Raw genomic sequence first — 25,466 nt, forward strand, 5'->3', positions numbered from 1 at the left:
TGAATTAAATGAGGAGGATGAAATGGCGTTGAATAACATATACATGGTTTTATTTAGCTGTGTCTTTGCTTCAATTGCGCAGTTGTCGTTTAAGCTAGGGGCAAAAGATAGTGTGGTTCTTAGGGACTTCATTAATGTTTGGGTCTTTTCAGGTGCACTACTATATGGCTTAAGTGCAGTTATGTGGATATATGTATTATCTCAAGAGAATTTGTCTAAAGTTTTCCCATTTACATTACTTACATTTGTAATTACGTACTTTATGTCTTTCTATTTGCTAGAGGAACAGGTATCAGTCACGGATTATATTGGCCTCGCTTGTATGTTTGTTGGGTTGTTTCTTATAGTTAAATAGTAGGAGGTTATTATGATGCCATCATTATCCTTAATTGTACCTTGTTATAATGAGGAGGATTGTTTCGAGCATTGTAGAGATAGCCTTATTGAGTTGCTATTAGAGTTAATTGAATTAAATAAAATTTCAGAAACTAGCCATATATTGTTCGTCGATGATGGAAGCATAGACTCTACATGGAGAAAAATAGTTGAATCAAGGGAAGTAAGTAAGCATGTACGAGGCATTAAGTTAGCAAAAAATGTGGGGCATCAAACGGCCCTTATCGCGGGACTTGCCCATTGCGAAAGTGAATTGTCAGTGACGCTCGATGCTGATCTTCAAGACGATATCGATGTTATAAGTTCAATGGTGACTAGATACTTAGATGGATACGACATCGTTTTTGGTGTGAGACAAGAAAGGGCGACAGATACATGTTTTAAAAAACTTTCTGCTTTTGCTTTCTACAAAACTTTGTCTGCTATGAAAGTGCATCACATAGAAAATCATGCAGATTTTAGATTAATGAGTCGTAGAGCGATGGACGCACTTTTAGATCACAATGAATCGAACTTATATCTTAGAGGTTTGATTAAGCAATTAGGTTTTAGAAGTTGTGTAATTAAATACGCACGTAAAGAGCGAAGCATCGGGGTCAGCAAGTATCCAATTCGTAGGATGGTTTCTCTAGCTTTAACGGCAATAACCTCTACTTCTACCAAACCATTACGCCTAATTGCTTACATGGGCTTTGTTATTTCTTTCTTCTCGTTTTTAGGTGGCATGAGTGCACTCTTGGACAAACTAAACGGAAACGCGGTGGATGGTTGGACATCAATCATGTCTGCAATATTCTTCTTAGGTGGCGTTCAGATGCTTTCACTTGGAATTATCGGGGAATATATTGGGCGAATATACATTGAGTCTAAGCATCGCCCTCGATATTTTATTGAGGAAGAAAGCCGTTCTCGGGAGTAGTGTGATAGAAGTAAGTATACAAAGTTGCATATTGTGAATATATAACACATTATGGATGGTCGTATTTTGAACATTTTTAGTGAGTTATGGAGGATTCACAATGAGTTTAGAGACATGGATGTATTACTTTCTGGCGGTGTTAGTGTTAACGGCTTCCCCAGGCCCTAGTTCGTTGCTGTGTATGACGAAGGCAGTGCAATCGGGGTTTAAATTGTCGGTATTTACGGCGTTGGGTAGCCTGACTGCAATTACCGGAATTCTATCGCTTTCTTTCACTGGTTTAGGAGTGATCATCGCGTCGTCGGAATTGGTGTTTAGTGTGATTAAGTGGGTTGGTGCTGCTTACCTAATTTATCTGGGTTGGAAGGCATTGCGTTCAAGCCAAGAAGACTTTAACCAAGATGATATACAAGCGACGACAGCTGATGGAGTAGAAGCACCAGCGAAAAAAGGCTTACGTGTAAATCATTTTGTTAGCGGTTTTATTGTTGGTTCTAGTAACCCTAAAGCGATTCTTTTCTTTACCGCTCTTTTCCCTCAATTTATTGACCCAAGTGCTTCATTATTATCTCAGTATGTGGTGTTTGCAGTCACGTTTGCCGTAATGGAATTATCATGGTTGCTGATGTACGCCTATCTAGGGGCTAAGTCGTCTAACTGGTTGTTTGCCAAAGGGCGAGCCAAGATATTCAATCGAGTTACTGGTGGGGTATTCATTGGTGCCGGAGCTCTGCTTTCGACGACAACACGCGCTTAAATGAAACTTTCATGATGCTGTCATAAAAAGTTAATACTAATGTGCTTCCACATCACTATAGCGATCGCTATATTGTAATGACTAATTAACATTCTCAAGGAGAGAAGAATGCAGCATCAAGAAATGATTCAACACAGCAACTTAGGCGTTATAAGCAGAACTTGGTTATTCTCTATGGGTTCTTTGGTTAGCATTCTTGCATTTATGCAGTTTTAATATTTGGGCTTATAGCCCATTTGATATCCCATCACCTATATTCACAGCCTTAAAAATTTCATCTCATAGTCATTTAGATTTCGCTCCAGTGCGCGTCACTGGAGGCGGAGCATAGTCAGAACTTGTTACTCAATTGTGATACGATTTGGTTACCTTTGATTTAAGTGCCAAGTTTAATGTCTGTTTGGAATTCTGTTTCTTTTAATAATCGTTTTATCACGCTACCAGCGGCTTTTTATAGCCATGTTAATCCTACGCCCCTCGAACAAGTGCGTTGGCTGACGTGGAATCAGCCACTGGCTGAATCACTTGGTTTACCTAGCTCTCCAGAAAACACTCCAGAACTACTCGAAGCTTTTTCAGGTTCGAGCATCCCGCAAGAATTTGATCCTATCGCGATGAAATATGCGGGTCATCAATTCGGTGCTTACAATCCAGACTTAGGTGATGGTCGTGGCCTACTTCTAGGGCAGGTAATTAACAAGCAAAGTCAAACGCTTGACCTGCATTTAAAAGGTGCGGGCAAAACGCCTTATTCGCGCATGGGCGATGGTAGAGCGGTGCTGCGTTCTACCATTCGAGAGTATCTATGCAGTGAAGCGATGGCTGGTTTGAATATTCCAACCACACGCGCACTTGCGATGATGGAAAGCGAAACCCCGGTCTATCGAGAGAAACAAGAAAAAGGCGCTTTACTGGTGCGAGTAACCGAATCTCATATTCGTTTTGGGCACTTCGAACACTTCTTTTATACCAACCAAATGTCTGAGCTGAAGCTGCTAGCAGACAAAGTCATTGAATGGCACTTTCCTGAATGCCAAGACAGTGATAATCCTTACACCACAATGTTTAATTTGATTGTGGACCGCACAGCAGAAATGATTGCTAAGTGGCAAGCGTATGGGTTTGCGCATGGTGTAATGAACACAGATAACATGTCGATATTAGGCCAAACCTTTGATTACGGTCCCTTTGCGTTCTTAGATGACTACAACACCCAGCTGATCTGCAATCACTCAGATTACCAAGGGCGATACGCGTTCAATCAGCAGCCTAGGATTGGTCTATGGAATTTGTCGGCACTTGCGCATTCGTTGTCTCCTTTGATTGATAAAGGCGACTTAGAAGCAGCGCTTGGTCAGTATGAGGCACAGCTGGGGAGCTATTTCAGTCAGTTGATGCGTCAGAAGCTTGGGTTACTTACCAAACAAGCTGGTGACAGCAAATTATTCGATTCGATGTTTGAATTGATGTCGCAAAGCCGTGTCGATTACACTCGATTTTTCAGAGGCTTGTCTGACCTTGATACTCAAGAGTCAGAGACGGTGGTTGATTTGTTTATTGATAGGCCAGCAGCTAGCATGTGGCTGGAATCGTATTTATCCCGGTGCGAATTAGAGCCAGTATCTGCAGCCGAACGTTGCGTAGAGATGCGTAAGGTAAACCCTAAGTACATATTGCGTAATTATTTAGCCCAGCTTGCGATAGACAAAGCTGAAGCGGGGGATGCAAGTGAGCTTAATGTTCTGATTAAACTCCTTGCAGCACCATTTGATGAACATCCAGAATTTGAAGCTTACGCCAACCTTCCTCCCGAGTGGGGTAAGGAAATGGAAATCAGCTGCTCATCATGATTCGATGAGTGCGTCCGCCTTACTCCACTCAGAGATTTTAGAGAGCACTTCTTGTTTGTTGATAGGTTTAGCTAAGTAATCATTCATTCCTGCCTTCAAGCACGCATCTCGGTCGCCAGACATCGCGTTTGCTGTCATCGCAATGATTGGGATCTTAATATTGTTGTCACCCGCAGCGCCTAGGCGAATCTGTTGGGTGGCTTCATACCCATCCATTTCTGGCATCTGGCAATCCATAAGTACCAAGTCAAAGTGTTGTTCATTGAGCGAAGCTAAAGCAATTTTTCCGTGCTCGGCAATGCTTACATCAATGCCCATTTTGCTTAGCACTCCTTCGATAACTATTTGGTTCACTCGGTTATCTTCCACCACTAAAACTTTCAATCCTTCATCGATCTCAATTGGGGCGCGCTCTTGTTCTCTAGGCTCAAGCGTAGATAGGTAGTTGTGCGTGACTAAGTGATCTTTGGTTGAGAAGCCTTTGCTGCCGATAACATTCAATGCATCGAATAGATCGGATGTGGTAGCAGGTTTAGGGAAGTAGCCACTAAAACCGACTTTCTTGAACAAATCTTGATTTGCGACCGAGTCCATCGATGTCATCATAATTAGCTCTGTGACGCGGTAATCTTTCTCAGACTTCATTTTCTTACATAAATCGATGCCATCGGCGTCTGGCATTTGCATGTCTAAGAAAGCGATATCGAACGAACGACCATGTTCAGCGATGTGGGCGGAGCAACATTTGAGTGCTGAGTAGTAGCCGTCGGATTCGGTGACCGTTGCTCCCCAGATTTCAAGCTGAGCACGTAATACTTCTCGGTTCACGGCATTGTCGTCTACTACTAGGATTGATAGTTGGCTGATATCAGTTGTTGGTAATACTTGAGCGGACTCGTTCGATTTCCCGACAAAAATTTCAAAGGTAAAAGTACTGCCTGTGCCTTCTCGGCTTTCCACGTAAACATCCCCGCCCATTAACTGACAGAGCTTCTTAACGATGGCAAGCCCAAGCCCCGTTCCTCCGTATTTACGTGTGGTTGAAGCATCGACTTGGCTAAACTTGTCAAACAGGTGGCTGACTTTATCTTTAGGAATACCAATACCGCTATCAATTACTTGGCCAATGAGTTTCCATTGGTCATCGTTGTGATGTTCTAGTTTCGCTTTGATAATGATTTCGCCATCTTTCGTGAACTTGAGGGCGTTGGAAAGTAAATTGGCGAAAATTTGTCTAATACGGGTCGCATCTCCAAGAATCATGGTCTCGGTAACGCCAATGGTGTCGAGGACTAATTCTAAGTTGTCGTTTTGGATCTGCGTAGCGAGTGATTCCGCGAGATCACCTAGCACTTTTCGTGGGTTGAAGTGTTGATCCTCGAGCTCCAATTTATCCGCTTCGATTTTGGAAAAGTCGAGAATGTCGTTGATCAAATTGAGCAATGAAACCGCACTGTCATGGGCCAAATACGCTTGGTGTGATTGGGATTTATTCAGGTGGTTATCCATCAATAACTCAAGCATCCCGATCACTCCATTCATAGGGGTTCGGATTTCATGGCTCATTACCGCTAAGAATTCACTTTTTGCGATAGCGCCTTGCTCGGCTTCTTCTTTGGCTTGGATTAGGTTACGTTCTGCTTGCTTCGCTTCGGTGATGTCTTTAACTAGACCAGAGAAAATCACACCATTTTCAGTATTCACTCGCGCGATTGAGAGTTGAATCGGGAACACTTCACCGTTTCGACGACGCCCTTCCAATTGACGTCCGAGTTTCCCCTGTTTGTCTCGCACATTGATGATTTTTGAATGCCCCGTATTGAGGTAATTATTCATGTAGCTTTGGTGATGAGCCGAATCTTTATTGTTCATTAGCAGGGTGACGGGTTGCCCGATCATTTCGGATTCTTGATAACCAAATATATTTTGTGCCGCTTGGTTGAACGACAAGATGATGCCATTGATGTCAATGGTGATCATACCATCGGCGGCAGTGTCGAGAATGGCGGTCAGCTTATGGCTAGTTTCTTGAAGCGTGGTCATTAACGCTTCTTTTTCTTTGACCTCTTGGTCTAGGCGGGCGGCCGAGATAGTGGATTGGCTCAACTTATTGGTGAGTTCGTTTACGGAGTTAGCTATTTTGCCAAATTCATCATTATTGTAGACGGTGAGTTGTTTTCCTAAGCTCTCATGACCTAGGTTTTTTATCCCGGTAACCAGTTTAGTAATCGGGTTAATAAGTTGTTGGCGCAGGGCAACGAATAACGTTAAAGCGAGCGCGAGGCTACCGCCAATGATTAAGTAAGCGATGGAGCCTATCATCGAATATAAAGTTTCGTAGGTTTTGGCTCTGTCAAAGTCGAGCTCGAGCTGAATACCACCAAAGCTACTTGGCAGTGATTTAGAGGTTGCGATAACCGGAATTTCTTTTCCTGCTAAACGTGCTTCAACAGGGGGGTATGCTTCGTTCGCAGGGTACACTTGAATCGCGAGGACAGGATAAGAAGCTTTGACCAGTTTATCTAAAGAGCTTGTCATCAGCTCTTTGTAGCTGTGGCTCCAGTGGGTGGAGATAATCACCCAGCCAATCAACTTGTCTCGTCGCTTAATCGGTGAAGAAATCCATTGAGATAAGTCGCTAGCGGAAGAATCGATTCTGAAAGGATCGATTTGAGGCTCGCTTAAAAATGGTTTATCTCTGAGTAAGTTAGAAAACAGCGGATTGGTTTCAAGGTTTTCGGTAAGGATCAATTCCCCAGAAAACTTTTTACCTGAACTTGTGGTCGTCGACGCTGAAAACACACTGCTGTCGTAATCTAAGACGAGTATGTAATTAATGTTCTCATAAGCGACTGCAATATCATTCAGTGTTTGGCTAACCCCTCGGTTAATACCGCGATCAAGCGCTTTACTTAAATTACGGTTTTTAGAGGCGATATCAGCAATCGATACCAACTTTTCATTGTTTTCTTCAAAGATACTTTCTACGAGTTCTAATGTGCCATCGATTTGTTGATCAACGATGCCTTCAATGGATTTTTTGGCAATGCTGTAGGCACCATAACCCACGGCGGTCATAGCTAGAACGGTTAACGTCGATATAAGTATCAGTAGCTTAGGAACAATTTTCATTATTGGGCTTACTCATACCATTGGTAGCTGTCTTGGTTTCCAGTGACTGAAATATTCAGTTGATTGGCGCTCTTTTTATTGATTAAAAAGATAGGTTGAGGCTGTAATGCAGACTCTAAAAATCTAGGCTCGATATCTTCAAGTAGAATCTGTGCAGCGCGTTGACCAGACATTTTTCCTAGCGTGTAGAAATCGGCGACTGGGCCAAAAGTGGAACCTTGCTGAATCCCGAGTTTGTTAGAACTTAAAATCGGGATCGATAATTGGTTAGACACTTCAATTAGGGCTCGCTCACCGCCAGTTTGCAGTAGGGTGTCTGTAGTGGTGATAAACAAATCGACTTTGCCTTTGAGAGCGGTCGCTTGTTTGGTTAAGTCTTCCACACTGGTCGCGGTCACATCGGTTACTTGAATACCTTGGCGCCTCAATAGGCGAATGAGGTTACTCGCTTGAATGTTCGAGTTTGGTTCTCCTTTACGGTGAAAAATAGCCGCCGTTTTAGTGTTAGGGACCAGTTCTTGAATTAACGAAACGTAATGTTCAAGTGGAATGTAATTACTGGTTCCGACTAAGTTGTTTCCCGAATATTCGAAGGACTCGATTAGCCCAGAGTCGGCAGGGTAGGTGACAATTGAAAATACAATTGGCGTGGTATTTGGCAGAGTTTCTTTTACGATGACGGTACCTGGCGTTGTCAGCGAATAGACCAAATCTACGTTCTCACTTTTAAATTGTTCAGCCGCTGCTCGTTGTTTGTCTTTATCGCTTGAAATCTCTCCTTCGACAAAAATGACGTCTTTGTTTATATCGACGCCACCTGCTTTTAATCCATCTTTGAAGCCTTCTAAGCTCGTTGGATATCCCGTCCATAGTGCAAGTCCAATCTTGTAGGGGGATTTGTCACTCGCCACAGTAGAAAATGAGAAAAGAGAAGTCAGGACAAGAATGAGAGATGTGAAAATAGGCTTGATGCGCTCTTGCCAAGAAGCGAACTTGGTAAGCTGAAGATTGATATCCATATGTAACCCTAGCTAAGTAAACGAATAAAAGTATGTATTTCGTAGACATATCAAATTAGTGGCTCATCAATGAGCTCTATATCTAGTGTAGCTAAGTGTTAGTTTTTTGTGATCATTATTTGTCTTGCTATCAAATTTAATAAACTCATCAATAACGGATATGTTCAATTAAGCTTTAGTATGTGAGCAGAAGACGTAATGGGTGAATGGAAGATGCAAGGTAGTACTCACATTTTAGTGGTTGATGATGACCAAGAGATCCGCGAGCTGTTAGAGGAATACCTCAGCAAATCTGGCTTTAAGGTTTCTTCGGTAGAAGACGGTATCGCACTAGAAAAGCATATCGAGACCGATGGTTACCCTGATCTTATTCTATTGGATGTGATGTTACCTGGTGAAGACGGTTTTACCTTGTGTCAAAAGGTGCGCAAGCATTCCAATGTGCCGATTATTATGTTGACCGCAGTATCAGATGAAACCGATCAAATCATCGGCCTAGAAATTGGTGCGGATGACTACATCGCCAAACCTTTTAGCCCGCGTCAGCTAATGGCACGTATTAAGGCCCTGTTAAGGCGAGTGCATGTTGTCGAAGAGAAACCGAGCGATGCGTTACCGAAACATATCTTATTTGGTGATTGGCGTTTAGATACTTTGGCCCACCGCCTAACTCATCAAGAAACTGATCAAGATTTTGATTTATCCGGCAGCGACTTTTCCTTGCTAATGCTATTTCTTAACCGCCCCAATGAAGTGCTAGATAGAGACACGATTTCGTTTGCAACGCGTGGACGAGAAGCCTTGCCGTTCGAGCGCGGTATTGATGTGCAGCTTAGCCGGCTAAGGCAGCGTTTAGGGGATAGCGGTAAATACCCACAGTACATTAAAACCATGCGTGGGAACGGCTATATATTGGCGGTTCCTGTGAGCTATGAACATTAAATGAAACCTTGAGTCAGGTAATAGCATGAACAAAGTATTCAAGTGGCTCAAGCCAAATTCATTGGTCGCTCGTACTCTATTGTTGACGCTACTGGCGGTAGTGATAGCGCAAGGGATCGCAACCGCCATTTGGTATACAGAATCAAAGAACAAGGAGCTGGAAGGTATTCGCTCCGCTTCATCGAGCATGGCAAATATGTTTGCCTCGACCGTGACTTTTTTTCAGTCCTTACCAGTCAAATATCGTCATATTGTTTTAGACCAAATTCGTAATATGGGCGGGACACGCTTTTTTGTGTCGTTCAATAAAGAGCCTTTAATTGTTGAACCCATACCTGATACGCGATTAAAACGTGCTTCGGTCGAAGCGGTGCGGCAGGTGTTGCATGATAAGCTCAATAAAGTGGAATCTATTTCCGTCGATTTCTCTCGACCAGAGCACTTAAGACTGCTCAAAAATGATATCTACTTAAGTGACTTACCTAAATCTTGGGCACACCATACCCTTACGTTAGAGCCAATAAATCCGCCAATATTGGTGGTGCAAATTCAGTTGGCGACCCATGAATGGGTGTACATTGCGGCTTTGTTGCCAGCGCCTTATGTGAAGTTGGATGATACGATTCTTGGTCGTGAGCAAATCCTATTCTTATTCTTTTCAACGTCGATACTGTTATTACTTACTTACTTAATGATTCGCCGCCAAGTCAGGCCGCTAAAAAGTTTAGCGAAAGCCGCCAATGAAATGAGCATGGATATCCAGCAGCCAGCGTTGACCGAAGAAGGGGCCAGTGAGTTGGTCACGGCGACACGGGCATTTAACCGAATGCAGCAACGGATACGTCGGTATGTGTCGGACCGAGAACATCTGTTCTCCGCTATTTCACACGATTTGAAAACACCCATTACCCGTTTAAGGCTACGAGCTGAATTACTAGAAAGCGATACGAAACGTGGCAAATTCAATAAAGATCTCGATGAATTGGAAATGATGGTTAAAGGTGCACTGCAATGTGTTCGCGATACTGACCTTCATGAAAACAATGCCTACATCGATCTTAATGACATGATTTTGTCTGTGATTGAATCCCACAATCAAGCAGAGCATAAAGTTGGCTTTATCCCTGATTTAGGCGATCCGATTATCGCTAAGCCTTTAGCAATTAAGCGAGTCCTTACTAACCTCATTGATAATGCTGTGAAATACGGACACAGCGCCGATGTGACGTTAGTGATGGGGCAAGAATGGGTGGAAGTAAGCATTATTGACCGAGGCGATGGCATTCCAGAAGATAAGTTGGAGTGGGTATTTGAACCTTATTATCGAATTGCCAATGACGACCAAGGCCATGGTTTAGGGCTCGGGATCTGCCGGAATATTCTGCACGGACATGGTGGAGATCTCATTATTCGCAATCTACCGCAAGGTGGTTTAGAAGCGCGAGTCTATATTCCTACTGGGCTTGAAGTGTAATGTAACAAGCGTGTTACATTGTGCTTACCTTTTGTTTCAATCTTATAAATTAGAGTAAGTAGACTCTCTAGTGAACCGGACGAAAAGGTCCGCTAGACATGGAAGATAATAATGAATATTAAGAAAACCCTACTTACCCTATCTCTACTTTCTGCTGCCTCAATTGCTCATGCTGGTGAAGTTGAAGTACTTCACTGGTGGACGGCTGGTGGCGAAGCGAAATCGGCCTCAGTACTGAAAGGTATGTTAGAAGACCAAGGTCACTCTTGGAAAGATTTTGCGGTTGCTGGCGGCGGCGGTGAAAGTGCTATGACAGTACTGAAAACTCGCGCGGTATCAGGTAATCCACCATCAGCTGCTCAGATTAAAGGTCATGATATTCAAGAGTGGGGTGGGCTTGGTTTCTTAACATCATTAGATTCAACAGCGAAAAAAGAAAACTGGGATCAGATCCTGCCATCGGTTGTGACTAAAGTGATGAAGTGGGATGACGAGTACGTAGCGGTTCCGGTCAACGTTCACCGTGTTAACTGGCTATGGGCGAACCCAGAAGTATTGAAAAAATCAGGCGTAACGGTACCAACCACTTTAGACGAATTTTTTGTTGCGGCTGATAAAATTAAAGCAGCAGGCTACGTTCCACTAGCGCACGGTGGTCAACCTTGGCAAGACGCGACTGTATTTGAAGCAGTGGCACTTGATGTACTTGGTAGCGAAGATTACAACAAAGCGTTTGTTGAATTGGACATGAGCGTACTGTCTGGCGACAAGATGGTAGAAGTGTTCACTAAGTTCAAGAAGATGCGTGATTACATCGACAGTAACTCTCCAGGCCGTGACTGGAACGTTGCAACATCTATGGTGATCAACGGCGAAGCTGCCATGCAAATTATGGGTGACTGGGCGAAAGGTGAATTTACCGCAGCTGGCAAAGTGCCGGGTAAAGACTACATCTGTGCACCTGCGCCGGGTACCAATGGACAATTCACATTCAACATCGATAGCTTTGCGTTCTTTGAGCTAAATGGCTCATCGAATCAGAAAGCGCAGCAAGATCTGGCTCAAACCATTTTGACCAAAGACTTCCAAGAAGTATTCAACCTAAATAAAGGTTCTATCCCTGTTCGCTTAGATATGGATATGTCTAAGTTTGACCAGTGTGCCTTAGATTCTATGGCGACGTTCAAAGCAAGTGCTGATACCGGTGATCTCGTCCCGAGCATGGCTCACGGCCTAGCGACGACTAGCTACGCTCAAGGCGCTATCTACGATGTCGTGACCAACTTCTTCAACGAGAAGAATGCGGATCCTCAACAAGCAGCTGCAAAACTAGCGAAAGCGGTAAAAGCAGCAATCTAATCGGGCTCTACGTTCTACCTGCCAGTTAACAAGCCCATTGCTCAAACGATGAGGGTTTGTTAACTGAGCCTTAACCCCCAGGGTGGGTAGGCTCGTGGGGAGCCTATCTGCCCTTTACCTTCTTTATGACGTTTACTTCAGATACCTCGATGGAGCTGAAGTAAAAGGCATATTTAAAAGATGTGAGATGTTCTATTAAATCGCCCTCTGGTTATGGCAAGGAGATTTGATAGAGATGAGATTGCGTTACAAGGACTTGTTATGGAGCATGCTTTAACTCGCTCAAAGGGCAATTCAGCAAACAATAAGGCGGCACCAAAGCCGAGTTTTGCCGATAAGCTACAAAACTGGCTTCCGAAGATCGTATTAGCGCCGACCGCTTTGGTCACCGTGGTGTGTATTTACGGTTATATTTTTTGGACAGCTGCACTTTCAATGACTAACTCCCGTTTTCTGCCAAGTTTCAACTTTGTGGGCTTTGCTCAATATGAAAAGTTGATGGAAAACGACCGCTGGATCACTTCCATCACCAACTTAGGTTTGTTTGGGGTGTTATTCATGGCGATAGCGATTTTGCTTGGAGTAGGGCTGGCCGTTCTGCTTGATCAAAATATTCGTCAAGAAGGAGCGATTCGTACCATTTATCTGTATCCAATGGCGCTGTCGTTCATTGTCACTGGTACGGCGTGGAAGTGGATATTGAACCCTGGGTTAGGCATTGAAAAACTCATGCATGATTGGGGCTTCACGGACTTTAAATTTGATTGGCTAGTCGATTCAGAATTATCGGTCTACACCTTAGTCATCGCTGCGGTATGGCAGTCTTCAGGGTTTGTTATGGCGATGTTCCTTGCTGGCCTGCGTGGCATCGATTCTTCAATCATCAAAGCCGCTCAAATCGATGGAGCAAGCCTGCCGACCATTTATTTTAAAATCATTTTGCCTTGCTTACGTCCGGTCGTATTTAGTGCCGTGATCATTACTTCGCACATTGCGATTAAGAGCTTTGACCTTGTCACCGCAATGACAGCTGGTGGCCCGGGTTATTCGTCTGATTTACCTGCTTTGTTTATGTATGCGCACTCATTTACGCGTGGCCAGATAGGGCTAGGCGCTGCCAGTGCCATGATGATGTTAGCGGGGATCTTAGCGATTTTAGTGCCGTATCTTTACTCTGAACTTAGGGAGAAGAAATCATGATGAATAACGTGAATTTTGCTCGACTATTTATCTATTCAGTTCTGATTTTCTTCTGTCTAGTTTACTTAATGCCATTGTTTGTCATGGCGATCACTTCTTTTAAAACTCTGCCAGATATCAAAGCCGGCAACCTTATGAGTTTGCCAAAGGAGTGGGTATTTGATGCTTGGTACAAAGCGTGGGACAGCGCTTGTACCGGTGTGAAATGTGAAGGTGTGAAAGGTTACTTCTGGAACTCGTTCCAAATGGTGATTCCAGCGGTAGCGATTTCAACATTGCTGGGCGCGTTTAACGGATATGTGGTGACGAAATGGCAATTCCGCGGCTCTAACTTGTTCTTCAGCTTATTGCTATTTGGCTGCTTTATTCCTTTCCAAGTTGTTCTACTGCCGATGGCGACTATGCTTGGAAAAATGGGGTTAGCGAATACTACGCTTGGTTTAATCATTGTTCACGTTATCTACGGCATGGCGTTTACTACGCTGTTCTTCCGTAACTTTTATATCTCAATTCCTGATGAATTGGTTAAGGCTGCGAAGCTAGACGGAGCTGGGTTCTTTACGATCTTCTTCAAGATCTTACTGCCTATTTCTACGCCTATCATCATGGTGACGGTGATCTGGCAGTTCACCGCTATTTGGAATGATTTCTTATTTGGAGTGGTGTATTCGGGCTCTGATACCCAACCAATTACAGTGGCGCTGAATAACCTCGTCAACACCAGTACTGGTGTTAAAGAATACAACGTCGACATGGCAGCCGCGATTATCGCAGCACTGCCGACACTTCTCGTATACGTTTTCGCAGGAAAATACTTTGTTCGTGGCCTAACGGCAGGATCAGTAAAAGGATAATTACCATGGCAACATTAGATTTAAAACAGATCCGTAAAACCTACCGTAACGCGGACAATGAAACCTTGAAAGGCATTGATATCAGTATCGACTCTGGCGAGTTTCTAATTTTGGTTGGCCCTTCAGGCTGCGGTAAATCGACGTTAATGAATACCATCGCTGGCTTGGAAAATATTAGCTCGGGTGAAATTGTGATTGACGGTGTGGATGTGGCTCAGGTTGAGCCTAAAGACCGCGACATCGCGATGGTGTTTCAGTCTTATGCGCTGTATCCGAACATGACAGTACGTGGCAATATCGCTTTTGGTTTGAAGATTCGCAAGATGCCACCACAAGAGATTGACGCTGAAGTGAACCGCGTTGCCGAGATGCTGCAAATTGATCACTTGTTGGATCGTAAACCGTCTCAGCTTTCTGGTGGTCAGAGGCAGCGTGTAGCGATGGGGCGTGCTTTGGCTCGTCGCCCGAAGCTTTACCTATTTGATGAACCACTTTCAAACCTAGATGCGAAGTTACGTGTCGAAATGCGTCATCAGATCAAGCGCTTACATCAACAACTGAACACCACCATAGTGTATGTGACGCACGATCAAATTGAGGCGATGACGTTGGCCGATCGTATTGCGGTTATGAAGGATGGAGAACTGCAACAGCTAGGGACACCGCAAGAGATTTACACTAAACCTAATAACATGTTTGTTGCGGGTTTTATGGGGTCACCGTCGATGAATTTTATTAAAACCATGGTCGATTTGGATGAAGAGCAGAACCCGATCATTAAAGTGACAGGAACGGAAGAACAAGAACACCATATTCGTTTACCAAAAAGTATGCGTGAGCAAGATGGTAAAGAAGTGGTGATTGGCCTAAGGCCGGAACATATCAGTGAGCAACAAAGTGAAGATACTTCGGCATCGACATTGTTGGATCTTAAGCTAGAAGTACTCGAACCGACAGGGCCAGATACCATTGCAATGGTTAAAGTGAACGACCAAGAAGTCGCGTGTCGTTTGTCTCCTGAGTTTGAAGCGACAGTTGGGCAAATGGCACCGCTGCATTTTGACTTATCAAAAGCCGTATTCTTCGACGCGCAGACGGAAGCTAGAATCGACTTTTAACGTTTCAGCTTAGACGAATCAATCGTTTAAGCTGAATCAATAATATAATAAGCCTACGCCTTTATTTACTTAGGGTGTAGGCTTTGTTGTTTTGAAATTGATGAATCGAATTGTCAATTTCCTGTTAAAACTCCTTTTCGCAAGATATGCGTTATCGAGAGTAGCTATACTTAATTCACAGCCTAGGAGTTGCCAAATACATTCCCCAATTAACTGGCAGCTTACTCATACATAGGCTTTGACATACTGAAACAACTGAGTAGGGGAATGATGCATAATCCTCCTTCCTATGTATCATTCTCCTTCTGTTTATCCCCAGTTTGAACATACGTTTATAAAATGAGTGAGATGTTACTCATTCGTTAAATAACTATGTGTCATTTCCCACCCATTATTATTCGCTTTTCTAACGCCACTAAATCAATTTCACATTAAGCTGTTGTTATTTAATGTTTTTATTTGTTTTATAAAGTTGGCTCGCTAGTTGCTCTATAGAAACTACGCAGTTCCCATTGATGGGCTGTTTGTTTACTAAGGAGAATAATAATGTTTAAGCCTCTTACCCTGCTGTCTGTATCTGCTCTGGCACTCACCAGTTTTAACGCTGCTGCTAACTGTGATCCAGGTGAAATCGTGATTAAGTTCAGCCACGTAACCAATACCGATAAGCACCCGAAAGGCATCGCGGCTTCTTTGCTAGAAGAGCGAGTAAACACTGAAATGAATGGTAAAGCTTGTATGCAAGTTTTCCCTAACTCAACCCTTTACGATGACAATAAGGTGCTGGAAGCCCTTTTAAATGGTGATGTTCAAATGGCGGCGCCTTCGCTGTCTAAGTTTGAAAAATTCACTAAGAAATACCGCATTTTTGACCTTCCATTCCTATTTGAAGATGTAGAAGCGGTTGACCGTTTCCAAAACTCAGAGTCTGGCGAAAAGCTGAAAAACGCGATGAAACGTCGTGGACTGAAAGGCCTAGCATTTTGGCACAACGGTATGAAGCAAATGTCGGCAAACAAACCACTACTTAACCCTGAAGATGCGAAAGATCTTAAGTTCCGTGTTCAGGCTTCAGATGTACTAGTGGCTCAGTTTGAGCAGCTTGGCGCAAACCCGCAGAAAATGTCATTCAAAGAAGTATATGGCGGCCTGCAAACTAAGGTTATCGATGGTCAAGAGAACACTTGGTCAAACATCTACGGTAAGAAATTCTTTGAAGTTCAAGACGGTGTGACGGAAACCAACCACGGCATTCTTGATTACCTAGTGGTAACTTCAAATGACTTTTGGAAAAAGCTACCTGACGACGTACGTACTCAGCTAGATACAATCGTGAAAGAAGTATCTGCGACACGTAACGCTGAGTCTTCGAAAGTAAACCTTGCGAATAAAAACAACATCATCGAAGCCGGTGGTGAAGTTCGTACGCTTACACCAGTACAGCGTCAAGCATGGGTAACTGCGCTTCAACCGGTTTGGAAGAAGTTTGAAAAAGACATCGGTTCAGATCTGATTGAAGCAGCCCTAGCTTCAAATAAATAACACCGCTAAAGGAGTGGTGCCTCCTCACCACCACTCCTTGTTCCAATCATTATTTTTAAACCGTTACTCCTAAAACAAGAACAATAAGCGGATCTATTTATGGAAACCCCTCAAATGGAAGAACAGTCTCTATTTTCCAAAGTCGGAAAGTTTACCGATGCGATTGAAGAGTCCTTGATTGCATTTTTTCTAGGCGCAATGACGCTACTGACTTTCGCGAACGTTATTTTTCGTTACGCGTTCAACGACAATATTCTGTGGGCACTTGAGCTGACGGTATTCATGTTTGCATGGATGGTGTTAGTGGGTGCGTCTTACGGTGTGAAAAAACATTTTCATATCGGTGTGGATGTCATCATCAATTTAGCGCCCGAGAAGCTCAGAAAAATCTACGCTTTGATCGCTGTGACCAGTTGCCTCGCATTTTCTATTTTACTTTTGATTGGTTCATGGAATTACTGGTACCCGTTTGCAACAGAGCGAGCATGGTACGAAACCGATGATATCCCAATGCCTGAAATGCTCCAGTTCATGGCGGACTGGCTAAATGAGGGCGAACGTTACGAGAAATTACCTCGCTTTATCCCTTATATGGCGCTGCCAATTGGTATGGCTCTGCTTACTTTCCGTTTTACTCAGATCGCTTATCAGATCGTGACAGGCAAGTTAGATCGAATGATCGCAGGTCATGAAGCCGAAGAAGAGTTAGATGCACTAAAAGCGGACGTATTAGCGGGTTCAGAAGAAGACACCACAGCGGCGCTTGATGAGCATATTTCTCATAAGCCAGATACGAACTCGGCAAGTCGTTCAAAAGGGAAGGAAGACTAAATCATGGCAATGTTATTTCTATTTTTAATGGTGATTGCTTTTATGTTGGTCGGTGTACCAATTGCAATTTCCTTAGGTTTATCGAGCATCATTTTCTTGCTGATGCATTCAGATGCGTCTTTAGCGTCGGTTGCTCAAACGCTCTTTAATGCGTTTGCTGGTCACTACACGTTACTGGCGATCCCGTTCTTTATTTTGGCGTCTAGCTTTATGTCTACCGGCGGTGTCGCAAAGCGTATTATCCGTTTTGCTATCGCAATGGTGGGCTGGTTCCGTGGCGGGCTAGCGATGGCATCGGTTGTCGCTTGTATGATGTTTGCTGCGCTGTCAGGTTCTTCACCGGCTACCGTAGTGGCGATCGGTAGTATCGTTATCGCAGGTATGATCAAAAACGGTTACTCAAAGGAATTTGCGGCAGGGGTTATCTGTAATGCGGGTACTCTGGGTATCTTGATTCCGCCGTCTATCGTAATGGTGGTATACGCAGCAGCGACAGATGTGTCGGTAGGGCGTATGTTCCTAGGCGGTGTTATTCCTGGGTTGTTAGCTGGTGTGATGTTGATGATTGCTATCTACATCGCTGCGCGCATTAAGAAAATTCCAGCTCAGCCGTTTGTTGGTTGGGGTGAAATGTTTGCCGCAGCAAAAGACGCAAGCTGGGGCCTGCTGCTGATTGTCATCATTCTAGGTGGTATTTACGGTGGTATCTTTACTCCAACCGAAGCGGCGGCTGTTGCAGCGGTGTATGCCTTCTTTATCGCTAACTTTATATACAAAGATATGGGGCCTTTTGCGGACAAAGAAAACAAGAAGCCTGTATTGGTCAAAATGATGCAAACCTTTGTTCATAAAGATACCAAAGATACGCTTTATGATGCGGGTAAGCTGACCATCATGCTGTTGTTTATCATTGCTAATGCATTGATTCTAAAACACGTTCTAACAGAAGAACGCATTCCTCAGATGATCACTGAATCTATGCTTTCGGCTGGCCTTGGGCCAATTACCTTCTTAATTGTGGTTAATGTTCTGCTATTGATTGGCGGTCAGTTCATGGAGCCGTCTGGCTTATTGATCATCGTTGCTCCATTAGTATTCCCAATTGCGATTGCGCTAGGTATCGACCCTATTCACCTTGGTATCATGATGGTAGTAAATATGGAGATAGGGATGATCACACCACCAGTCGGGCTCAATCTCTTTGTGACCGCTGGGGTAGCGAAAATGTCGATGATGAATGTGGTTAAAGCAGCGCTACCATGGGTAGGTGTAATGTTCTTGTTCTTATTGATTGTGACATACGTACCATGGGTTTCTACTTGGTTACCGACGACCTTAATGGGGCCAGAGATTATTACTAAGTAGTAGAAAATCGCATTCTGCATAGAACATAAAAAAGCCCCAGCAAACGCAATGTTTGTTGGGGCAAAAAGGCAGAAAGTTGTAACGTTTAAATTCCATATTTGGCTTTGATTGGATCGCATACTTTTGCGTATCGTTGTTGAGCTGCTAGTTCACCTTTAAACTCTACCATTGCTTCTGAATAGCCCATTGCCACTCCAAATTCTTCCATGATTTTAGGATCTTCCATTATCGTGCTTTTACTATCTTTGCTTAGCTCTACCATATAAGAGGCAAAATCAGATTGGGCGTCTATCCCAGCACTCCAACCTAAGCAGTGCGCCACATCTTGCTTGGCAAATTTATCAAACCCTTCAGCCGCATTAACGCTGGCACAGGCGAATGTGGCTAATGTCGCTATAGTAAACAGTGTCTTTTTCATTGGCGTATCCTCAGTGGCTTGTTTGGTCAATGAAACAACATTAAGCCGTGCGGCGTGAATGAAATGTGGAAGGTATTTGAAGGGCTAGAAAGGTTTTGTTTGGAAACAGATTCGCTGTGGGAAAGTCAGTTTGTTCTATAGTTAGCAGTAGAAAGAGTGGGTGATTGGAGAGCAGAACATGGAAATGCATCAACATTCGATTCCGGAGCTATTCAAGCAACTTGGGCTTGGTAGTTCGAAGGGAGAAATAGAAGACTTTGTTAAGCAACATAATGGGATGGCTGCAGGTCAAGCGATTCACGAGGCTGAGTTTTGGTCCCCGGCTCAATCTGCTTTTCTCAAGCAAGCTATTGATGAAGACGCTGATTGGGCTGAAATTGTCGATCAATTGGACGCCATGCTTCACCACTAGATTATTCTAGCGGTGAAAGTGGCGTATTTAGTTTGAATGGATACAGAGTAAAGCACGGTTTAGTCAGCTTTATAGTTGCCTTTGTCTAAACCGTAGCGCTGCATTTTGTCATACAGCGTTTTACGTGCGACTTGAAGTTTATCCATGGTGTTTTTGATACTTCCATTACACTCCACAAGCGCTTGCTCAACAGTGCTTTTCTCAAATTCCGCGACCTGTTCTGACAATGATAACCCTTCCTGCAATATCGGTGAGTCGTCGGAAAGTTGAGCGAGCTTTCCGAGTAAGACGAATCGCTCTGCAGTATTTCGCAGTTCACGAACGTTCCCGGGCCAATCATGGCTTAGTAAAGCGTGCAGTTCGTGGGTGGGTAACGCTGTTGCTGCCTTGCCATAACGCGCCGCGGCAACCAGCAAAAAGTGGTGGAATAGAGCCGGTATGTCCTCTTTTCGGCTACGTAATGGTGGAAGATCTAAAGTCACCACGTTGAGTCGGTAATATAAATCCTGCCTGAATATGCCCTCAGCCGCCGCTTTTTTTAAGTCGACCTTGGTGGCAGCGATCACTCGAATATCTAATGGGAGAAGCTGATTAGATCCCACTCGTTCAATGACTCTTTCTTGCAATACTCTCAGGAGTTTGATCTGGGCTTGCATAGGCATTGATTCAATTTCATCTAAAAATAGCGTCCCGCCTTGGGCGTATTCAAATTTACCAATACGATTACTTTCTGCTCCTGTAAATGCGCCTTTTTCATGGCCGTAGAGTTCACTTTCGATTAGGTTTTCTGGGACTGCGCCGCAATTGACCGCGACAAAGTTCTGTTCACGTCGGCCACTTTGCTCATGCAAAGAGCGAGCGATCAGCTCTTTACCTGTCCCCGTTTCGCCGAACAGTAAAATATCGGCTGATGTGTCCGCTATGTGAGAGATTGTTTCGCGTAGCTCTTGGATACAAGGTGTATCTCCAATAATCCGCGGGCCAAGAGTTTGGCTGGCTTTTAAAGTTCGCTTGAGTTTCTGGTTTTCCAGAGTTAATTGATACTTTTCAGCCGCTCTTTTAGTCGTTTCAATCAATCTTTCCGGCGCAAAGGGCTTTTCGATGAAGTCGTATGCTCCATCGTGCATGGCGCTCACCGCCATTGAAATATCGCCGTGGCCAGTGATCATGATGACTGGAATGTCAGGGAATTTATGTTTAATTGTGCAGAGCAAGTTCTGCCCAGAGAGCCCAGGTAAACAAATATCAGTGATGATGGCGTGTGGCAGGTCATCTTCTTTTAGTGCCAGTAAGGCATCTTCAGCATTTGAGAAAAAACGAGCATCTATTTCTGCGAGTTCAAAACTTTGCTCGATTGCCAAGCTCAAGTCCGTTTCATCGTCTATGAAGAAAACATGGCTCATAAACATTCCTTAATCGTGTTTGGTATCGTCTTTAGAGTTATTGTTATTGATGACAGGCAGAGTAACGCTAAAACGCGCCCCTCCCAGAGGACTCAGTTGTGTTGAGAGTTCTCCATTCATACTGCTCATTATTTGAGATGAAATTGATAGCCCCAAACCCAATCCATCTTTTTTTGTCGTGTAAAAGGGCGCGAATAAATCTTGGGCGTCGCTAGGCGAAATGCCATCTCCATTGTCGTCGATGTGTATCGATACATGCTGATTAGATAGCTCAACGGTTAGCTCTATCGTTTTATCATTGAGTTCGTCCATTGCTTGAATAGCGTTGGTGATAAGGTTAATCAGCACTTGTTCTAACTGTATCGGGTTAACGGACACTTCTACCTTTTCTTCAAGGTTGGTTACTTGGTAATTGACCCGATTGGTTTTGATTTGCGGTGCGATAAGTTCATTCACAGAATGCAAAATAGGCAATAGTGGCACTTGTACTAATTCAGTACTCGACGATTTCTTAGCAAAGGATTTTAGTTGCAGGCTTATTTTTGCCATTCGCTCGGTGAGTGCTGAAATTCGCGTAAAGTTTTCCTGTGCTCGGTCGTATTTTTCTTTGCTGAGGAATAACTTTCCGTTCTCAGAAAAGCTGCGAATTGCCGCCAGTGGATTGTTTAATTCATGACTTATGCTCGCAGACATTTGCCCTAATACTGCTAACTTGGCAGCTTGAATTAAGTCGTCCTGAGTTTTGCGCAGTGTCTCTTCGGTTTTAATTCGTTGATCGATTTCTAAATGCAGTTCAGACGTACGCTCCATGACCAAAAATTCGAGCTTTTGCTTGGCTTCAGATTGTAATTGTTCGATATGTCTATGCTTTTGCCTACGGTGATGTAAAAGCTGACTAAAAAGAAAAATCACGGCGAAGACGAGCGTTAAGATCACAACGTACGAGATTAAATCCCACCATATGAGATGCTTTGGCGAAAGGACTCTGATTGTCAGCGGTAACGTATCGAGCTTTTGAGAAGACATGACGAATCCATCGCTGTCTATCGAGTTACGATGAGTAAGAACCGTTGGAGAAGTATCGAGTGCGCCGGAGAAATTTAAACTTTGAATATCAGTATCAAGATATTGCCGGCTATCGAGAATTTCCTGTTTACGCTCAGTGCTTAAAGGCAACAAGCTTTTGAACAACCAGTTGGGATTACTAGACATGAACACGACATGATCTTGGTCGCTTGCGACAAAATAACTTTGTTTTCCTTGCCAGTTCTTTTCTATCGAAGACAAATCCATTTTGACCACGACTACGCCGATGACTTCTGCGGCAAAGGAGATTGGATAAGAGTAATAATAACCGCGCTGACCAGAGGTAGAACCGAGAGCGAAATATTGGCTTTCAGACCCGATAATCGCTTCCTGAAAGTAAGGGCGGAAAGCGAAGTTTCGGCCCACAAATGAGCGTTCTTTTTTCCAGTTACTAGCTGCGATAGTGGTTCCGTATTGATCAATGAGGTAAGTGTCCGCCGCTTGAATAACGGAATTCACATGCTGCAAATAACGGTTTGTGATCTCAATTTGGGCGCTGTTATTGGCAAATTTTAATGCGTTGATCAGTTCTTTGTCTTGCGAGAGCAGTTCAGGGATATGGGCAAATTTATCCAACTGATTGACGATATGGCCTGAAAATCGGTCTAGCTGTGAGGATTGCTGTCTAGTCAGAGAGTTGAAGCTGTATTCCCACACCCATTTACCACCGCTGACTAATAAAATAAGGTAGCTGATGAGATAAACGAAAGACAAACGTTTGATTGAAGACATCCTAAATTCCATGTCGGATCTTGAGCATACTAAAGCGCAATCTTATTGATTATGTATAGGTTGAAAATCAAGCGTTACGCTAATCAATAGGTTAAGTGTTTGTCATATCAATTGTTGAAAAAATTATCGACAATGAGGACTAAAACAAGAGCAAGATCTCTTTTTCGGCCATTTCGCAAAAAAAGCCCTCGATTCCCTTGAAAAAGCCGCTATTGTCCCCATTTCTGATGTGCTAAGCGATGATTTGATTGTTTTTGTATCACTTAGCTAAAGAATTTAGAGCATTCATCATCAAGCAGAGGTGAACGGCTCGACAGAGATTAAACAGATCGCTAGAATGTCGCGTCTAAAATTTCTGTCCTGAGGCTAATCGGAGATACCTTTCTTGTTGCATACAACAAGCATGGCCTTAAAAAGGCTAAGAAAGAAGATATCGCTGATTAGTCTGGTGTTTGGTTGAACTGATCATTCAAACATCAATGCTCAATTTTAAATTAAGTGTTCGGATAGAGCACTACACAAGGATGCAGCTAACAACGTCAGGTAATGTTTATTCTTTAAACAAACTCTACGTTACGGCTCATATGCTCAGATTCACTGAGCCAGTTTTGAGGTTTATATAATGCAAGTTACTGTTGAAACGCTAGAAGGCCTAGAGCGCCGTCTTAATATTACTGTTCCTGCTGCTAACATCGAAGATGCAGTTACAGCTGAACTACGCAACATCGCGAAAAACCGTCGTTTCGATGGTTTCCGTAAAGGCAAAGTGCCAATGAAGATGGTTGCTAAAATGTACGGCAAAGCAGTACGTCAAGATGTTATGGGTGAGGTTATGCAACGTCACTTCATCGAAGCGATCGTTAAAGAAAAAATCAACCCAGCTGGCGCACCAACTTTCGCACCAGTAGAAACTGAAGAAGGCAAAGATCTAGTATTCAATGCATCTTTCGAAGTTTACCCAGAAGTTGAACTGAAAGGTCTAGAAAACATCACTGTTGAGAAACCAGCAGTTGAAGTTAAAGAAGAAGACGTTGCTGAAATGATCGAAACTCTACGTAAGCAACAAGCTACGTGGACTGAAGTAGACGCAGCAGCTGAAGAAGGTTCTCGCGCAACTATCGATTTCGTTGGTTCTATCGACGGTGAAGAGTTCGAAGGCGGTAAAGCTGAGAACTTCCCACTAGAAATGGGTGCTGGTCGCATGATTCCTGGTTTTGAAGACGGTATCGTTGGTAAAACAGCAGGTATGGAATTCGAAATCGACGTAAACTTCCCAGAAGATTACCACGCTGAGAACCTAAAAGGTAAAGCAGCTAAGTTTGCAATCAAAGTAAACAAAGTTGAAGCTCGTGAGCTACCTGAACTAAACGAAGAATTCGTTGCTAAGTTCGGCGCAACTGACGGCGTTGAAGGTCTTAAAGCTGAAGTTCGTAAGAACATGGAACGTGAGCTTAAGCAAGCTGTTAAGAACCGCATCAAAGAGCAAGCTCTTGACGGTCTAGTTAACGAAAACGACATCGACGTACCAGCTGCACTTATCGATCAAGAGATCGGTGTACTACGTCAGCAAGCTGCTCAACGTTTCGGTGGCAACACTGAAGCTGCTGATCAACTTCCACGTGAGCTGTTCGAAGAGCAAGCTAAGCGTCGCGTAGTTGTTGGCCTACTACTTGGTGAAGTAATCAAGTCTGAAGAGCTAACTGCAGATGACGAGAAAGTTAAAGCTATCATCGCTGAGATGGCAACTGCATACGAAGATCCAACAGAAGTTATTGCTTACTACGAGCAAAACGAGCAAATGATGAACAACATGCGCAACGTTGCTCTAGAAGAGCAAGCTATTGATGCAATCATTGCTAAAGCACAGGTTTCTGATAAAGAAGTTAGCTTCAACGAGCTAATGAATCAGCAACAACCTGCTTAATAAGCAATATCTTGCGTAGAAAAGTTGACTTAGCGTTAACTATTCTGCTAACAATGGTCCGTATGATTTTATCATCCGGGCCATTTATTTTAGGGACATAAGAATATGAGCTACCAAGAAAAAAACACAATGCCATCGATTATGGACGCGCTAGTTCCAATGGTGGTTGAACAAACTTCCCGTGGTGAACGTTCTTACGATATTTATTCTCGTCTATTAAAAGAACGCGTAATTTTCCTAACAGGTCAAGTCGAAGACCACATGGCAAATCTTGTCGTGGCTCAACTACTTTTCCTAGAATCTGAAAATCCAGACAAAGATATTTTCCTATACATCAACTCTCCAGGCGGTAGCGTAACAGCGGGTATGTCTATTTACGACACAATGCAGTTCATTAAGCCAAATGTGAGCACAGTATGTATGGGCCAAGCTTGCTCAATGGGTGCTTTCCTACTAGCTGGTGGTGCTGAAGGTAAACGTTACGTTTTACCTAACTCTCGTGTGATGATTCACCAACCACTTGGCGGTTTCCAAGGCCAGGCTTCTGATATCCAAATCCACGCTCAAGAAATCCTAACGATCAAACAAAAGTTAAACAAACTATTGGCTGAGCACACTGGTCAACCGCTAGAGGTTGTTGAGCAAGATACGGATCGTGATAACTTTATGTCTGCTGAGCAGGCAGTCGAATACGGTTTAGTTGATGCAGTTCTTAATCACCGCGGTGAATAAT

At 43.6% G+C, this 25,466-nt stretch carries 21 protein-coding genes; 16 read left to right on the top strand and 5 right to left on the bottom strand.

Going from position 1 to position 25,466, the window contains the following annotated elements; all coding sequences use genetic code 11:
* Window positions 1-43: 43 nt before the first annotated feature.
* The 4 genes from ELZ11_RS24065 to ELZ11_RS02300 all read left to right on the top strand — a co-directional run bounded on the left by ELZ11_RS24065 (window position 44) and on the right by ELZ11_RS02300 (window position 3,922).
* A complete protein-coding gene (locus tag ELZ11_RS24065; RefSeq protein ID WP_374939800.1) occupies window positions 44-355 on the top strand; it encodes an EamA family transporter in 312 nt (103 codons plus the stop codon).
* Window positions 356-367: 12 nt separating this feature from the next.
* Window positions 368-1,315: a glycosyltransferase family 2 protein gene (locus tag ELZ11_RS02290; RefSeq protein WP_137355750.1), complete on the top strand. Its 948-nt coding sequence runs from the start codon at window positions 368-370 to the stop codon at window positions 1,313-1,315.
* Window positions 1,316-1,496: 181 nt separating this feature from the next.
* The gene (locus ELZ11_RS02295) at window positions 1,497-2,072 is read left to right on the top strand and encodes a LysE family translocator (protein WP_374939801.1); all 576 of its coding nucleotides are present in this window, start codon (window positions 1,497-1,499) and stop codon (window positions 2,070-2,072) included.
* Between the two features lie 392 nt (window positions 2,073-2,464).
* Entirely contained in the window at window positions 2,465-3,922 is a 1,458-nt protein-coding gene (locus ELZ11_RS02300; protein WP_137355752.1) for a protein adenylyltransferase SelO, read from the top strand.
* Here ELZ11_RS02300 and ELZ11_RS02305 read toward each other — a convergent pair.
* On the bottom strand, window positions 3,917-7,054 hold the full coding sequence (locus ELZ11_RS02305) for a response regulator (protein WP_137355753.1): 3,138 nt from the start codon (window positions 7,052-7,054) through the stop codon (window positions 3,917-3,919). The two genes, ELZ11_RS02300 and ELZ11_RS02305, sit on opposite strands and share 6 nt — an antisense overlap.
* Window positions 7,055-7,062: 8 nt before the next feature.
* A complete protein-coding gene (locus ELZ11_RS02310) occupies window positions 7,063-8,073 on the bottom strand; it encodes an ABC transporter substrate-binding protein (protein WP_137355754.1) in 1,011 nt (336 codons plus the stop codon).
* 213 nt (window positions 8,074-8,286) lie between these two features.
* On the opposite strand from ELZ11_RS02310, the gene ELZ11_RS02315 reads away from it, so the two are divergent.
* The 9 genes from ELZ11_RS02315 to ELZ11_RS02355 all read left to right on the top strand — a co-directional run bounded on the left by ELZ11_RS02315 (window position 8,287) and on the right by ELZ11_RS02355 (window position 18,758).
* The gene (locus ELZ11_RS02315) at window positions 8,287-9,015 is read left to right on the top strand and encodes a response regulator (protein ID WP_137356247.1); all 729 of its coding nucleotides are present in this window, start codon (window positions 8,287-8,289) and stop codon (window positions 9,013-9,015) included.
* A gap of 25 nt (window positions 9,016-9,040) precedes the next feature.
* The gene (locus tag ELZ11_RS02320) at window positions 9,041-10,489 is read left to right on the top strand and encodes an ATP-binding protein (protein ID WP_137355755.1); all 1,449 of its coding nucleotides are present in this window, start codon (window positions 9,041-9,043) and stop codon (window positions 10,487-10,489) included.
* 111 nt (window positions 10,490-10,600) lie between these two features.
* Window positions 10,601-11,848, top strand: a complete 1,248-nt coding sequence (locus ELZ11_RS02325; protein WP_137355756.1) for an ABC transporter substrate-binding protein — start codon at window positions 10,601-10,603, stop codon at window positions 11,846-11,848.
* A gap of 261 nt (window positions 11,849-12,109) precedes the next feature.
* Window positions 12,110-13,048, top strand: a complete 939-nt coding sequence (locus ELZ11_RS02330; RefSeq protein WP_137355757.1) for a carbohydrate ABC transporter permease — start codon at window positions 12,110-12,112, stop codon at window positions 13,046-13,048.
* Window positions 13,045-13,902 (top strand): carbohydrate ABC transporter permease, encoded by an 858-nt coding sequence (locus tag ELZ11_RS02335; RefSeq protein ID WP_137355758.1) that lies wholly within the window; start codon window positions 13,045-13,047, stop codon window positions 13,900-13,902. The genes ELZ11_RS02330 and ELZ11_RS02335 overlap by 4 nt, the downstream gene beginning before the upstream one ends.
* A gap of 5 nt (window positions 13,903-13,907) precedes the next feature.
* Window positions 13,908-15,020, top strand: a complete 1,113-nt coding sequence (locus tag ELZ11_RS02340) for an ABC transporter ATP-binding protein (protein WP_137355759.1) — start codon at window positions 13,908-13,910, stop codon at window positions 15,018-15,020.
* A 546-nt stretch (window positions 15,021-15,566) separates the two neighbouring features.
* Window positions 15,567-16,562 carry a TRAP transporter substrate-binding protein gene (locus tag ELZ11_RS02345; RefSeq protein WP_137355760.1) on the top strand — a complete coding sequence of 332 codons (996 nt, stop codon included), beginning with the start codon at window positions 15,567-15,569 and terminating at the stop codon, window positions 16,560-16,562.
* Window positions 16,563-16,661: 99 nt separating this feature from the next.
* Window positions 16,662-17,393: a TRAP transporter small permease gene (locus ELZ11_RS02350; protein ID WP_137355761.1), complete on the top strand. Its 732-nt coding sequence runs from the start codon at window positions 16,662-16,664 to the stop codon at window positions 17,391-17,393.
* Window positions 17,394-17,396: 3 nt separating this feature from the next.
* Complete coding sequence (locus ELZ11_RS02355; RefSeq protein WP_137355762.1) at window positions 17,397-18,758, top strand: TRAP transporter large permease; 1,362 nt, start codon at window positions 17,397-17,399, stop codon at window positions 18,756-18,758.
* An 85-nt stretch (window positions 18,759-18,843) separates the two neighbouring features.
* On the opposite strand, the gene ELZ11_RS02360 is transcribed toward ELZ11_RS02355, so the two are convergent.
* The gene (locus tag ELZ11_RS02360; RefSeq protein WP_137355763.1) at window positions 18,844-19,176 is read right to left on the bottom strand and encodes a hypothetical protein; all 333 of its coding nucleotides are present in this window, start codon (window positions 19,174-19,176) and stop codon (window positions 18,844-18,846) included.
* 178 nt (window positions 19,177-19,354) lie between these two features.
* Between ELZ11_RS02360 and ELZ11_RS02365 the strand changes: the two genes are divergently transcribed.
* Entirely contained in the window at window positions 19,355-19,588 is a 234-nt protein-coding gene (locus tag ELZ11_RS02365; RefSeq protein ID WP_137355764.1) for a DUF2789 family protein, read from the top strand.
* Window positions 19,589-19,647: 59 nt separating this feature from the next.
* Here the strand turns inward: ELZ11_RS02365 and ELZ11_RS02370 are convergent, their stop codons facing one another.
* Together ELZ11_RS02370 and ELZ11_RS02375 are read right to left on the bottom strand one after the other, a co-directional pair.
* On the bottom strand, window positions 19,648-20,991 hold the full coding sequence (locus tag ELZ11_RS02370) for a sigma-54-dependent transcriptional regulator (RefSeq protein ID WP_137355765.1): 1,344 nt from the start codon (window positions 20,989-20,991) through the stop codon (window positions 19,648-19,650).
* 9 nt (window positions 20,992-21,000) lie between these two features.
* The gene (locus ELZ11_RS02375) at window positions 21,001-22,809 is read right to left on the bottom strand and encodes a sensor histidine kinase (protein WP_137355766.1); all 1,809 of its coding nucleotides are present in this window, start codon (window positions 22,807-22,809) and stop codon (window positions 21,001-21,003) included.
* A gap of 622 nt (window positions 22,810-23,431) precedes the next feature.
* Between ELZ11_RS02375 and tig the strand changes: the two genes are divergently transcribed.
* The gene (tig, locus tag ELZ11_RS02380; protein WP_137355767.1) at window positions 23,432-24,733 is read left to right on the top strand and encodes a trigger factor; all 1,302 of its coding nucleotides are present in this window, start codon (window positions 23,432-23,434) and stop codon (window positions 24,731-24,733) included.
* Window positions 24,734-24,838: 105 nt separating this feature from the next.
* On the top strand, window positions 24,839-25,465 hold the full coding sequence (gene clpP, locus ELZ11_RS02385; RefSeq protein ID WP_137355768.1) for an ATP-dependent Clp endopeptidase proteolytic subunit ClpP: 627 nt from the start codon (window positions 24,839-24,841) through the stop codon (window positions 25,463-25,465).
* Window position 25,466 lies beyond the last annotated feature (1 nt).

This window comes from Vibrio profundi (assembly GCF_005281835.1).
GTDB lineage: Bacteria > Pseudomonadota > Gammaproteobacteria > Enterobacterales > Vibrionaceae > Vibrio > Vibrio profundi.

Excerpts from the sequence above, each read along its gene's own strand:
- ELZ11_RS02320 (WP_137355755.1), top strand. The coding sequence starts at position 9,041 with ATGAACAAAGTATTCAAGTGGCTCAAGCCAAATTCATTGGTCGCTCGT.
- ELZ11_RS02355 (WP_137355762.1), top strand. The coding sequence starts at position 17,397 with ATGGCAATGTTATTTCTATTTTTAATGGTGATTGCTTTTATGTTGGTC.
- ELZ11_RS02345 (WP_137355760.1), top strand. The coding sequence starts at position 15,567 with ATGTTTAAGCCTCTTACCCTGCTGTCTGTATCTGCTCTGGCACTCACC.
- ELZ11_RS02335 (WP_137355758.1), top strand. The coding sequence starts at position 13,045 with ATGATGAATAACGTGAATTTTGCTCGACTATTTATCTATTCAGTTCTG.
- ELZ11_RS02360 (WP_137355763.1), bottom strand. The coding sequence starts at position 19,176 with ATGAAAAAGACACTGTTTACTATAGCGACATTAGCCACATTCGCCTGT.
- ELZ11_RS02295 (WP_374939801.1), top strand. The coding sequence starts at position 1,497 with ATGACGAAGGCAGTGCAATCGGGGTTTAAATTGTCGGTATTTACGGCG.
- ELZ11_RS02315 (WP_137356247.1), top strand. The coding sequence starts at position 8,287 with ATGCAAGGTAGTACTCACATTTTAGTGGTTGATGATGACCAAGAGATC.
- tig (WP_137355767.1), top strand. The coding sequence starts at position 23,432 with ATGCAAGTTACTGTTGAAACGCTAGAAGGCCTAGAGCGCCGTCTTAAT.
- ELZ11_RS02310 (WP_137355754.1), bottom strand. The coding sequence starts at position 8,073 with ATGGATATCAATCTTCAGCTTACCAAGTTCGCTTCTTGGCAAGAGCGC.
- ELZ11_RS02325 (WP_137355756.1), top strand. The coding sequence starts at position 10,601 with ATGAATATTAAGAAAACCCTACTTACCCTATCTCTACTTTCTGCTGCC.
- ELZ11_RS02330 (WP_137355757.1), top strand. The coding sequence starts at position 12,110 with ATGGAGCATGCTTTAACTCGCTCAAAGGGCAATTCAGCAAACAATAAG.
- ELZ11_RS02365 (WP_137355764.1), top strand. The coding sequence starts at position 19,355 with ATGGAAATGCATCAACATTCGATTCCGGAGCTATTCAAGCAACTTGGG.
- ELZ11_RS02340 (WP_137355759.1), top strand. The coding sequence starts at position 13,908 with ATGGCAACATTAGATTTAAAACAGATCCGTAAAACCTACCGTAACGCG.
- ELZ11_RS24065 (WP_374939800.1), top strand. The coding sequence starts at position 44 with ATGGTTTTATTTAGCTGTGTCTTTGCTTCAATTGCGCAGTTGTCGTTT.
- ELZ11_RS02305 (WP_137355753.1), bottom strand. The coding sequence starts at position 7,054 with ATGAAAATTGTTCCTAAGCTACTGATACTTATATCGACGTTAACCGTT.
- ELZ11_RS02375 (WP_137355766.1), bottom strand. The coding sequence starts at position 22,809 with ATGTCTTCAATCAAACGTTTGTCTTTCGTTTATCTCATCAGCTACCTT.
- clpP (WP_137355768.1), top strand. The coding sequence starts at position 24,839 with ATGAGCTACCAAGAAAAAAACACAATGCCATCGATTATGGACGCGCTA.
- ELZ11_RS02350 (WP_137355761.1), top strand. The coding sequence starts at position 16,662 with ATGGAAACCCCTCAAATGGAAGAACAGTCTCTATTTTCCAAAGTCGGA.
- ELZ11_RS02370 (WP_137355765.1), bottom strand. The coding sequence starts at position 20,991 with ATGAGCCATGTTTTCTTCATAGACGATGAAACGGACTTGAGCTTGGCA.
- ELZ11_RS02300 (WP_137355752.1), top strand. The coding sequence starts at position 2,465 with ATGTCTGTTTGGAATTCTGTTTCTTTTAATAATCGTTTTATCACGCTA.
- ELZ11_RS02290 (WP_137355750.1), top strand. The coding sequence starts at position 368 with ATGATGCCATCATTATCCTTAATTGTACCTTGTTATAATGAGGAGGAT.